The sequence below is a fragment of the Marinobacter sp. MBR-105 genome (genome assembly GCF_053628895.1).
This window is the reverse complement of record NZ_JBRJHG010000014.1, coordinates 123279-133373: the sequence shown is the minus strand read 5'-3', so window position 1 is coordinate 133373 and position 10095 is coordinate 123279. Positions and strand designations below refer to the sequence as shown.

The following is a 10095-nucleotide window of genomic DNA, read 5'->3' as shown; positions in this document are numbered from 1 at the left end:
GATCAGTTATTAATCAATCGCGACCGCAAATGAGCGGTAATGGCGGTAACCTGCTCAGTCTGCGAGACTTGCCGGGGACCTATGAGAAATCCGGGTTAGTTACAGGCCAATAACGTTCTCAGCTTGCGGGCCTTTCTGGCCTTCAGTCACGGTGAATTCCACTTCCTGGCCTTCGGCCAGAGTTTTGAATCCGCCACCCTGAATCGAGCTGTAATGAACGAAAACGTCTGCGCCGTTTTCACGAGTAATAAAGCCAAAACCTTTTGCTTCATTGAAGAACTTAACGTTGCCTTTGATAGTAGACATAATCATTATCCTGATTTTAATCAATTGGTTGCCGTCAGCAGGTCGTTGTGACCTCTAATCAGCGATAGGCGGGAAACAAAAAACGCGCAGGATCAAAAACAGGACAGTAGGTTTGACAACACAAAAGGTCTTATTCGTGAAATGCTTTGCTAAATCTTTCCAACGAAATAGACAGTACGCTAAATAACAGGCGTTGCATAGAAAAGTTTTCAGAAACGGGAAAATACCTATTTCTGGAATTATTTCTCGAGTTTGCCATCGATCTTAAACCTTGCCATAAAATATCGTAACCATTAGTTGCCATCTTGGGGGCTACACTCTACTCAATCATGGATCTGATATGAGGCATAGCTGCGGTTATGAGTCACAACGAGGAAAGCCCGGGTGTCGGGTCGGGTTCTGGCGAACAGGACTCAACAACGGCCCTGATTGAAGCCATCAATATCCGCAGCATGTCGTTGATTGTGCTGACCAGCATCGCCTCCCTGTATTTTATCGACTGGGCCCAGCCTGTTCTGCTGCCGCTTGTGGTCGCAGTTCTGATCAGTTACGCCCTGGATCCGCTGGTGGCAACACTGGATCGGATTCACATACCCCGTCCATTGGGTGCAGCTCTGGTTCTTTGCACACTGATAGCGATTCTGGCGGCGGCAAGTGTGCCGCTCAAGCAGGAAGCCATGGCCATGCTGGACAAGATCCCCCAGGCCATCAAGGAGCTTCAGCGTGAAGATGCGTCTACGTCCGAGGATGAAGAAAGCATCATGGAAAAAGCGCAGATTGCCGCCAAGCAGATTGAGGAAACCGCCGAGAACCGCGAGGGGAAACCGGCTGTTCAGGCCGGCGTGACACCCGTACGGGTGGTGGATGAGCCGATGGACGTTCGTGACTATGTCATCCGCAATTCGCCGGCCACAATAGTTCTTATTTCCCAGATGTTTTCTGTGCTTCTACTGGTGTTTTTCCTGCTTTCCGTCGGCAAGCTATACCGGCGTAAGATCGTTAGAATATCCGGCCCGACGTTCCGGCGTATGCGCAAGGCGGCGCGAATTATGAACGAGCTGCATCACCAGGTACGTCGGTTCCTCTTTGTCATGGTCATCAGTGCGCTTTTTGTCGGCATTCTCACCTGGCTGGCATTCCTGCTATTGGGGGTTGAGCAAGCGGCTCTGTGGGGCGTGGTGGCTGGAATTGCCAGTGGCGTGCCGTATCTGGGGCCTTTCCTGGTTCTGGTAGGCTCTGGGGTGGCCGCATTCCTGCAGTTCGGCGAGCTCAATACTGCCGTGATTGTTGCGCTTACATCGCTGGTCATCACCAGTATTCAGGGGAATCTGCTGATGCCGTGGCTGACGAGTTACGTCTCCAGTTTGAATGCCGTCGCCATTTTATCGGGTTGTTGTTCTGGGGTTGGTTGTGGGGGCCAGTGGGCTTGATTGTGGCTACGCCCATTCTCATGATCGCAAAATCCGTGTGCGATCATGTGGTGAACTTTCGTCCGGTAGGGGAGCTGTTGGGTAAATGATTCGGGTGTGACCACAGCTTCAATCCTTGATGACTTCTCGCTCGAATCGGCCAAGCACGACCACGATAATCAGTGAAAGCACCGTCACCATGCTGGCAAGCGCCAGGGTGCCAAGGCCGCAGGCTACACCAATGGCGCCGGATACCCAGATGGAGGCTCCCGTGGTAATGCCCTGAACATTGCCGCGGCTCTGGATGATACTGCCGGCGCCCAGAAAGCCAATGCCGCCAATCACGCCTTCGACAATGCGTGTGGGGTCAATTCGGGCGGAAGGGTCGCCTTCCGCCGTGGCGAGCAAAATGTGCATGCCCATCATGATGAATGCGGATGCCCCCACGGAGACGAGCATGTGCGATCGCAGTCCCGCTGGCTTCCCTCGTAGTTCACGTTCAAGCCCAAGCACCAGTGCCAGGCCAGCCGCCATAAGCAGTCGAATGACCATGTCCATTAAGGGGATTTCGCTTTCCAGCACAGATCGTCTCCTGGTCTTTCAGTTTTGTTTGTATCTGCTCACGCAGATTAGCAGGTAAGGCCGGGATCGTCCTTTTATGAGGTTACTGCCGACACGGTTCCGTGCCATATTGGCAATTCCATATCCTCGGGATCTTCGTTGGGGCCACCGGTCCGGCTCTTGAATGAGCCTTCCTCAATCGGTATCCGGAACAGCGCGGTTGCCCGGCGCTCCTTCTGGTTCGGTGCCCGTACCTGCTCCCAACGTCCTGGCTCAATCTGGTTGATGATGGCCCGGAATGCGGCGTCGAATTCTGCAGAGTCTTCCACGAGCTGTGCGCAGCCGAACAACACCAGAGATTCGTAGTTGGCGCTGTGGTGGTACGCAGACTTGGTCAAAACCCATTCATTGGTGACGGCAAACGAGATGCAAAGGAGTTGGCCCGAGCCGAGGCGTTTTGACAGCCGGCCTCCATTGAGGGTGTGAACGTACAGGTGGTCATCCATTCGCCAGGCGGTAATCGGGATGATGCGGGGCTCGCCGTCCTCCACAAAGCCCAGGTGCGCGGTTTTGAGTCGGTCAATCAGCGTATAGGCAACCTGGCGGTCCACCGAGGCTCTTTTGGTGGCCCGCCTCACGGTGCTCCTTGGGCAGGACGTGAGAGGTGAGGCTTGTTGAGTATTTGGCTGATTCATTCGGTGGTCCTCAAGGCTGTGGATTGGACAGTTGCGTTCTATTTCACGTCACTTCTGATACCCTCAAAAGACCCAGATTGTGTTTTTTTATAGGACCAGTGGTTGTGATTGATGATATTCGGTTTGATGCTGACCAATCTCTGCAGCTTCAGCTCTATCGACAGTTGGCTGATCGGATTCTGGCTCAACGCTATCCTCCGGGATACCGGTTGCCGTCCAGTCGCCAAATGGCGGAGGATCTTGGCGTCAGTCGGAACACAGTGAATGCGGTCTACGATCAGTTGAAAGCAGAAGGCTTCCTTCAGAGCCATGCAGGTAGGGGAGTATTCGTTCACGAGGATATCGGGTCGGCTATCGAACCGGCTGGGAAAAAATTGAAAATACCCTCTGGCGGGAGTTTCCGACTGCCTTCACTGCCAGACAGGGTGCGTGGGACTCCCCGCAGAGCGGAAGATGCCTGCTTGCCATTTCAGCCCGGCCTGCCGGATCTGGACGCCTTTCCCGTCAACGCCTGGAACCGCGTGCTGCACCATCAGGAAAGCCGGCGGGGGCTTCGCGGTTATGACAGCACTCAGGGCTACCTGCCGCTGCGGACGGCCATTGCGAACTACCTCCGAACGTCGCGTGGCGTGCGTTGCCATGCCGATCAGATTGTGATCACCAATGGTGCGCAGCAGGCCTTGTCGTTGCTGGCGGATGTGTTTCTGAGTCCCGGCGATCGTGTCCTATGCGAGAATCCGGGCTATCGAGGTGCCCGCAATGCGTTGGGGCGCCTTGGCAATCCGTTGGTGCCCATTCCCCTGAAAAATCAGGTTCTTGATGTGACCGCGTTGCCACATCTGGGCTCCGCCAGGTTGCTGTTCTGCACCCCCACCCATCAATATCCCATGGGGGGGATTCTGGACCTCTCCCAACGGATGGCCCTGGTGCAGTGGGCTCGGCAGAACGATTGCTGGATAGTGGAAGACGACTATGACAGCGAATTTCATTTCTTCAACAAGCCGTTTGCGGCGGTGCAGGGTATGTTCGACAATGCGCCGGTACTGTACGTGGGAAGTTTCAGCAAAACGCTGCTGCCGGCATTAAGAGTGGGATATGTCGTTCTTCCGGAGGAAGTAGTGGAGCCGGTGCTCTGGGCCAAACAGGTCGGTGGTGGCGAAACGCCCTTGCTGATTCAGGCCACTATTGCCGAGTTTATGGAGAGTGGCCAGTTCGTTCGACACGTTCGCCGGATGCGTCAGTTGTATCGGGACAAGTGGCAGTACTTCCAGGACGCGGTGCAGAGGAAACTCGGGGATCTGGTGCACCCTGTGGCCGAGAGTGCGGGTATGCATCTGGTGCTTGAAGGCCGGTTTGATGACTCAGCCTTGAGTGGATGGCTGAGGAAACAAGGCTTTGGCAGCACGCCCTTGAGTGCGCACTACATCGGAGATACCGCATCATCCGGTCTGGTCATGGGGTTTGCCAGTGCCAGTGAGCGGGAAATGGAGGATTGCGTCAGCATCCTCAGAAGCGCGTTAACCTGAATGTAACCGCAGCTTGTAATTGACTCAAAATCCGTCGGAATAGCAAAGGGAAGCAGCATGACAACACCATCCGAGGCGAGACAGCGCGCCATTCTGAATCGTCTTGACCGGTTCAGTCGTCTGATGGACAGCAGCATCGGCCTTCCATTTACCAGGTTCCGGATTGGCATAGAGGCCATCATCGGGCTGTTACCGGTGGTTGGTGATATGGCTGGCCTGATCCTGTCGGGCTATGTGCTGGTAGAAGCGCAACGCGCGGGCGCCAGCAAGGCTGTGAAGTTAAGAATGTTCAGAAATATGGTCATCGATTTTCTGGGTGGCCTGTTGCCGGTGGTGGGGGATGCCTTTGATGCCGTGTATAAGGCGAATACTCGCAATACCAGACTGCTGAGAAACTATCTTGAGAAGGAATTGGCGATTGAACCACCGCCACCGCCGTTCCCCTGGGGAACGCTGATTGGGTTGTCGATTCTGTTTGCAGTGATAACCGGTGGTTTGTCGCTCATTCTTTGATCACCCGAACTGACTATGGATAGAGCATGATGCTGGACGCACTTCAGGCCAATGGCCTTATGCAGATACTACTACTGACATTGATGGCCGGTCTTGCAATGCCTGTGGGCGCAGCACTGGCATCGGTGGAGCGTATTCACCCGCGCTGGCTGGAAACCGAGGTGCGGCACAGTGTGATCGCGTTTGGTGGTGGCGCGCTGCTGGCGGCTGTTGCGCTGGTACTGGTGCCAGAAGGGACGGCTAACTTGTCCATGGTGGGCATCGTTGTCTGTTTTGCCGGAGGCGGTATCAGCTTTATGCTTCTGGATCGATGGCTGGCTGCCAACGGCACACCGGCGAGCCAGTTGGTGGCCATGCTTTCGGATTTTGTGCCGGAAGCCATGGCCCTCGGCGCCACTTTCTCGGTGTCCAGTGAGGGCGGAATTCTGCTGGCCGGCATCATTGCGTTGCAGAATATCCCGGAGGGCTTTAACTCCTATCGGGAGCTGGTGGACGCGACCCATTATCGAGGATTGAAAATTGTGGGTGCCCTGGCGCTGATGGCGTTGCTTGGGCCGGTGGCCGGTGCCCTTGGTTACTTTCTGCTGTCGGATGCCCCGAGTGTGGTATCCGGCATCATGCTGTTTGCGGCAGGGGGTATTCTCTACATCATTTTCCAGGACATAGCGCCTCAGGTACGCCTGAAAAAACACTGGGCGCCACCATTGGGGGCGCTTGCGGGCTTCCTGCTTGGGGTGATGGGAGAGGTGGCGTTATCCGGATAGGGGACGTTCCGGCGTAGTTTGGCTATCATTCTGCCCTTTATGCGTTGTTTACTTTTTATTTTCCCAGAACAGGAGACTAACCGTGGCGGATACATCACTTAAGGAAAAACTTTCCAGCGCAGTCAAGGACGCAATGCGGAGCAAGGACAAAGATCGCCTGGTGACGCTACGTATGGCTCAGGCTGCGGTGAAGCAGATTGAGGTCGACGAGCGCCGGGAACTCACTGATGACGATGTTCTGAAGGTGCTGGACAAGATGTTGAAACAGCGCCGGGACGCCGCTGCACAATATGATGACGCAGGCCGGGGCGAACTGGCAGACAAAGAGCGCTCGGAGATGGTGATCATCGAGGAGTTTATGCCTGCCGCGCTGTCTGAGGACGATCTGGATGCGCTTATCCGCGAAACCATTAACGCGACGGGAGCCTCCGGTATGCAGGATATGGGAAACGTGATGAATGAACTCAAGCCCCAGGTGCTCGGCCGGGTGGATATGGGGCACCTGAGCAAGAAAGTTCGAGCTGCGCTGGCGGGTTAAGCCAGCGCTGGGACCACGGCCTGGTCAGGCGAAGTCGTAGTCTCCACCTTTCTCCAGTGCTCTCTGGTACGCGGGGCGCGCATGCACCCGCGCTACCCAGGCCTTGATGTTTGGCCTCTCGTTACCAACGATGCCCCTGGCGACGGACGCCTCCAGAGGAAAGCTCATCTGGATATCCGCCGCACTCAGCTGTTCTCCAAGAAACCAGGTGTTTTTGGCCAGTTGTGACTCCACGAAGTCCAGGTGGGTCTTGATCATCGGGCCGATAAAAATCTGGTTGGTTTTGTCCGAAATTCCTTTGGCGATCGGCTTGATAAAGAACGGCATTGGGCTGGTCTTCACCTTTTCAAACACCAGGCGCATGACCAGCGGTGGCATCAGCGAGCCCTCGGCATAGTGCATCCAGTAGGTGTAATCCAGCCACTGCTGGCCTCCGGCTTCGGGCAGCATGGTGTCTTTACCATAGGTGTGCGCCAGATATTCGATGATGGCACCGGATTCGGCAACCACCAGATCTCCGTCGGTGATGACCGGGGACTTTCCAAGGGGGTGCACCTTCTTGAGACTGGCTGGTGCCAGCATGGTTTCAGGGTCGCGCTCATAGCGCTGGATCTCGTAGGGTACGCCCAGTTCTTCCAGCATCCAGAGAATGCGTTGTGAACGTGAATTATTGAGGTGGTGAACTGTGATCATTCGGAAGCTCCGTTCCCGTTTAATAAGTGGTCAGGGTAGTACAGTAGGCTGAAAAAGGCTGTTTGGTTCACTCGAAATGTAGTATTCCGCTGTTACCTATCCCCGTTGAAAGTGGCGCATGATGGATATGTATTGTCGATCAAACAGGGAGGAATGAACATGTCGAATAAAAAACTGTTGCTGCTGGCCGGCGATTTCACCGAAGACTACGAGACCATGGTGCCGTTCCAGGCACTGACCATGCTGGGCTACGAAGTACACGCGGTTTGCCCGGAAAAGAAATCCGGCGACAGCGTGAAAACCGCCATCCATGATTTTGAAGGTGACCAGACTTACACCGAAAAGCCGGGTCATAACTTCGCGCTCAATTACGATTTCGATAAGGTTCAGGTTGATGACTATGCTGGGCTGGTGATTCCCGGTGGTCGGGGCCCGGAGTACCTGCGCCTGAATGAGCGGGTGATTGATATTGTGCAGGCGTTCAACCATGCAGGTAAGCCCATTGCGGCCGTATGTCACGGCGCCCAGATTCTGGCGGCCGCTGGAGTGCTGGAGGGGCGCGAGTGCAGTGCCTATCCGGCCTGTGGGCCCGATGTGAAAATTGCGGGTGGTCGTTACATGGACATTCCGGTCGATCAGGCTCACGTTCAGGGCAACCTGGTGACGGCTCCGGCCTGGCCAGCCCATCCGGCATGGCTGTCAGCGTTTGCTAAACTGCTTGGTGCTGAGATCTCGATCTAGTCTTAACCCGGCAGCCTCCGCTGGAGGCTGCCGTTATCACAGGAGACCGACTCCATGTGTGAACTCTATGTGAAAGCCGACCCGATCCTGTTTGAAAGTCGGTCCCGTTCTCTCCGTATCCGGGGGGTGGTCACAACGCTTCGGCTTGAGAACCAGTTCTGGGATATTCTCCGGGAGATTGCCGAAGTGGACGGCATGACCACCAATCAGCTCATCACCAAACTCCACGAAGAGGTGATGGAACTGAGAGGTGAAGTAGAGAACTTCGCCTCCTTTCTCCGTGTAAGCTGCACACGCTATCTGGCGCAGCGCGAAGCCCGTCCCGTTCCCCTGATAACGGCTCATTCATCGGGTAAGGCCCAGTCCCGGGTCGCGTCGGTCCCTTGAATTATCCGCCGTCCGGGCGCAGCTAGTAGGGTAGGTTCATTTCACACAACTGACAGGGGAGGCACCCCATGCATGTATTCATTGCCGGAGCCAACGGGCAGATCGGGCGTTTTCTATTACAGGAAATCGCGGATAGCAGGCATGAGGCACGAGCACTGGTTCGCCACGCAGACCAGGGGCCGGAGTTGCAGCAGCTTGGTGCCACGGAAACGGTGATTGGCGACCTGGAGCAGGATTGCAGCGAAGCGATGCGGGGCTGTGACGCCGTTATCTTTACGGCCGGGTCCGGCCCCCATACTGGTCCGGACAAGACGGTAGATGTGGATCAGGATGGCGCGATTCGACTCGTGGATACCGCCAAGGCCATGGGCATCAAACGTTTCATCATGGTCAGCAGTATGCGAGCTGAAGAGCCCGAAAAAGGCCCCGAAAAGCTTCAGCATTACCTGCGTGCCAAGCGTAATGCCGATGAACACCTGAAAAACAGTGGTCTGCATTACACCATTGTGCGCCCTGGCCGACTTACCAATGACGATGGCAACGGTAAGGTGTCTGTCAGCGAGCGACTGGACGCGTTCGGAGAGATTCCTCGCCAGGACGTTGCCCGGGTTCTGTTGGCTGTGCTGGATTCTGACAATACCGGCAATTGCATTTTTGATGTAGTGTCTGGGGATGTGCCGGTGCGTGATGCGCTGGCGAACCTGTAAGCCGCATCCGCCGGCATGATCAACAAGAGAGCCGCAATGAGCGATAACCCGTTAGCCTCGATTCTGGAAATGGATGGCGAAGAACGCTATGACTATTTTCTGGATGCTGTGGTGGAAGAGCGTGAGCTCTGGATACTGGTCAATGGCGATAACCAGTTTCTCAAAATTGTCTCGGAGGAAGATGGCGTCGGATATCTCCCGGTGTGGCCCGCTGAGGACTTTGCAGCAGATTATGCAGGGCCTTCGGGTGACCTGAGCCCCAAAGCGATTTCATTGCCGGACTTCTTCAAAAAGTGGGTGCCCGGGTTAAGCCGTGACGGGCTTGAGGTAGGCGTTTTTCCGGGCGCCGACAGTGAGCTCTGGATAACGCGGCCGGAAGAGCTGAAGCAGGACCTTCAGGACGTGTTGTCGGGATCTTTCTGATCCCGGCTACACCAGAAAATTCCCCCTCTCTGATACGGTCAGTTCCACTTCTTCGCTTCGATCCTTCAGGGCGACTCCGGAGGTGCCCAGTTGCCTGGCTTCCTTCAGAAGGTAGATCACTTTCTCGCTTGCCTGTTCCACGCCCAGTCCGGCAGGGCGGATATTGGATACGCAGTTGCGGCGGGCATCTGGCAGCCCCGGCTCGGGATGATGAGTAAGGTAGACGCCGAGGCTGTCGGGTGAGCTGAGCCCCGGTCGCTCGCCGATCAGTACCACCACTTGTTGTGTCTGGAGCACCTGGCCTATGTGGTCGCCAATCGCTACGCGCCCCTGTTCTACCAGCAGGGGTGGTGCAACCCGCCACTCAGGGCCGTCATGGGCCAGTTTCCGGAGGAAGCTGCGCATGAACGCCGGGGCGTTTTGCTGCACGGCTCTGGCTGACAGACCGTCGGCGATCACTATGGCCAGATCAGGGGGCTCAGCAGAGCCTGTTTTCGACGATTGTAGACGGCTGCTGGATGATTCGCTCAGAACACGCCCCAGATCCGGCCTTTGCAGGTAGCAGGCCCGGTCTGGTGCCTGGCTCTGAAGTTGAATCGGTGGGCCCAGGGCCGACATCTCGGGTATCTGCTGGAATTCGATGATCAACTGCTCAATATCCAGTGGATGGTGCACGGCATCCCTGGCTCGGGCATGGGCCAACTGAAACTCAAGAAGCTCCGCTGTGGGGAGGCTGACGCCCGCCCTGCCAAGGCCGATGCGGGCTGGGGTGTACTGGCGCAGACCTCGCCAGGGGTTGTGAACGACGGTCGGGAACTTTGAGTTGGTCATG

14 protein-coding genes are annotated in these 10095 nt (G+C 56.0%); 9 read left to right on the top strand and 5 right to left on the bottom strand.

Annotation, left to right across the window (positions count from 1 at the left end; genetic code table 11):
* Positions 1 to 99 precede the first annotated feature (99 nt).
* Positions 100 to 306: a cold-shock protein gene (locus ACSSVV_RS16145; RefSeq protein WP_011786397.1), complete on the bottom strand. Its 207-nt coding sequence runs from the start codon at positions 304 to 306 to the stop codon at positions 100 to 102.
* 359 nt (positions 307 to 665) lie between these two features.
* Here ACSSVV_RS16145 and ACSSVV_RS16140 point away from each other — a divergent pair, with 359 nt between their 5' ends.
* Entirely contained in the window at positions 666 to 1736 is a 1071-nt protein-coding gene (locus ACSSVV_RS16140; RefSeq protein WP_022992819.1) for an AI-2E family transporter, read from the top strand.
* 108 nt (positions 1737 to 1844) lie between these two features.
* Here the strand turns inward: ACSSVV_RS16140 and ACSSVV_RS16135 are convergent, their stop codons facing one another.
* Positions 1845 to 2297 (bottom strand): MgtC/SapB family protein, encoded by a 453-nt coding sequence (locus ACSSVV_RS16135; RefSeq protein ID WP_011786395.1) that lies wholly within the window; start codon positions 2295 to 2297, stop codon positions 1845 to 1847.
* A 74-nt stretch (positions 2298 to 2371) separates the two neighbouring features.
* The gene (locus ACSSVV_RS16130; protein WP_031210222.1) at positions 2372 to 2971 is read right to left on the bottom strand and encodes a pyridoxamine 5'-phosphate oxidase family protein; all 600 of its coding nucleotides are present in this window, start codon (positions 2969 to 2971) and stop codon (positions 2372 to 2374) included.
* 104 nt (positions 2972 to 3075) lie between these two features.
* On the opposite strand from ACSSVV_RS16130, the gene pdxR reads away from it, so the two are divergent.
* From pdxR to ACSSVV_RS16110, 4 genes are all read left to right on the top strand, one after another.
* Positions 3076 to 4497, top strand: coding sequence for a MocR-like pyridoxine biosynthesis transcription factor PdxR (pdxR, locus tag ACSSVV_RS16125; RefSeq protein WP_031211335.1), 1422 nt, complete (start codon positions 3076 to 3078; stop codon positions 4495 to 4497).
* Positions 4498 to 4554: 57 nt separating this feature from the next.
* Positions 4555 to 5010: a DUF4112 domain-containing protein gene (locus ACSSVV_RS16120; protein WP_023011204.1), complete on the top strand. Its 456-nt coding sequence runs from the start codon at positions 4555 to 4557 to the stop codon at positions 5008 to 5010.
* Positions 5011 to 5036: 26 nt separating this feature from the next.
* Positions 5037 to 5774, top strand: coding sequence for a ZIP family metal transporter (locus tag ACSSVV_RS16115; RefSeq protein ID WP_023009196.1), 738 nt, complete (start codon positions 5037 to 5039; stop codon positions 5772 to 5774).
* Positions 5775 to 5856: 82 nt separating this feature from the next.
* A complete protein-coding gene (locus ACSSVV_RS16110) occupies positions 5857 to 6312 on the top strand; it encodes a GatB/YqeY domain-containing protein (RefSeq protein WP_011786390.1) in 456 nt (151 codons plus the stop codon).
* 24 nt (positions 6313 to 6336) lie between these two features.
* Here the strand turns inward: ACSSVV_RS16110 and ACSSVV_RS16105 are convergent, their stop codons facing one another.
* Positions 6337 to 7005 carry a glutathione S-transferase family protein gene (locus tag ACSSVV_RS16105; protein WP_454106556.1) on the bottom strand — a complete coding sequence of 223 codons (669 nt, stop codon included), beginning with the start codon at positions 7003 to 7005 and terminating at the stop codon, positions 6337 to 6339.
* 159 nt (positions 7006 to 7164) lie between these two features.
* On the opposite strand from ACSSVV_RS16105, the gene ACSSVV_RS16100 reads away from it, so the two are divergent.
* The 4 genes from ACSSVV_RS16100 to ACSSVV_RS16085 all read left to right on the top strand — a co-directional run bounded on the left by ACSSVV_RS16100 (position 7165) and on the right by ACSSVV_RS16085 (position 9263).
* Positions 7165 to 7746, top strand: a complete 582-nt coding sequence (locus ACSSVV_RS16100; RefSeq protein ID WP_454106555.1) for a DJ-1/PfpI family protein — start codon at positions 7165 to 7167, stop codon at positions 7744 to 7746.
* Positions 7747 to 7800: 54 nt separating this feature from the next.
* Positions 7801 to 8133: a ribbon-helix-helix domain-containing protein gene (locus ACSSVV_RS16095; protein ID WP_011786387.1), complete on the top strand. Its 333-nt coding sequence runs from the start codon at positions 7801 to 7803 to the stop codon at positions 8131 to 8133.
* 68 nt (positions 8134 to 8201) lie between these two features.
* The gene (locus tag ACSSVV_RS16090; protein WP_023011202.1) at positions 8202 to 8840 is read left to right on the top strand and encodes an SDR family oxidoreductase; all 639 of its coding nucleotides are present in this window, start codon (positions 8202 to 8204) and stop codon (positions 8838 to 8840) included.
* Between the two features lie 36 nt (positions 8841 to 8876).
* Positions 8877 to 9263 carry a DUF2750 domain-containing protein gene (locus tag ACSSVV_RS16085; RefSeq protein WP_023011201.1) on the top strand — a complete coding sequence of 129 codons (387 nt, stop codon included), beginning with the start codon at positions 8877 to 8879 and terminating at the stop codon, positions 9261 to 9263.
* Positions 9264 to 9269: 6 nt separating this feature from the next.
* Here the strand turns inward: ACSSVV_RS16085 and eutC are convergent, their stop codons facing one another.
* Positions 9270 to 10094, bottom strand: coding sequence for an ethanolamine ammonia-lyase subunit EutC (gene eutC / locus ACSSVV_RS16080; RefSeq protein WP_206852807.1), 825 nt, complete (start codon positions 10092 to 10094; stop codon positions 9270 to 9272).
* Position 10095 lies beyond the last annotated feature (1 nt).

Bases quoted from the DNA above. Each gene is read 5' to 3' on its own strand.
- ACSSVV_RS16115 (WP_023009196.1), top strand. From the start codon at position 5,037: ATGATGCTGGACGCACTTCAGGCCAATGGCCTTATGCAGATACTACTA.
- ACSSVV_RS16130 (WP_031210222.1), bottom strand. From the start codon at position 2,971: ATGAATCAGCCAAATACTCAACAAGCCTCACCTCTCACGTCCTGCCCA.
- eutC (WP_206852807.1), bottom strand. From the start codon at position 10,094: ATGACCAACTCAAAGTTCCCGACCGTCGTTCACAACCCCTGGCGAGGT.
- ACSSVV_RS16090 (WP_023011202.1), top strand. From the start codon at position 8,202: ATGCATGTATTCATTGCCGGAGCCAACGGGCAGATCGGGCGTTTTCTA.
- ACSSVV_RS16140 (WP_022992819.1), top strand. From the start codon at position 666: ATGAGTCACAACGAGGAAAGCCCGGGTGTCGGGTCGGGTTCTGGCGAA.
- ACSSVV_RS16085 (WP_023011201.1), top strand. From the start codon at position 8,877: ATGAGCGATAACCCGTTAGCCTCGATTCTGGAAATGGATGGCGAAGAA.
- ACSSVV_RS16105 (WP_454106556.1), bottom strand. From the start codon at position 7,005: ATGATCACAGTTCACCACCTCAATAATTCACGTTCACAACGCATTCTC.
- ACSSVV_RS16120 (WP_023011204.1), top strand. From the start codon at position 4,555: ATGACAACACCATCCGAGGCGAGACAGCGCGCCATTCTGAATCGTCTT.
- ACSSVV_RS16095 (WP_011786387.1), top strand. From the start codon at position 7,801: ATGTGTGAACTCTATGTGAAAGCCGACCCGATCCTGTTTGAAAGTCGG.
- ACSSVV_RS16145 (WP_011786397.1), bottom strand. From the start codon at position 306: ATGTCTACTATCAAAGGCAACGTTAAGTTCTTCAATGAAGCAAAAGGT.
- ACSSVV_RS16100 (WP_454106555.1), top strand. From the start codon at position 7,165: ATGTCGAATAAAAAACTGTTGCTGCTGGCCGGCGATTTCACCGAAGAC.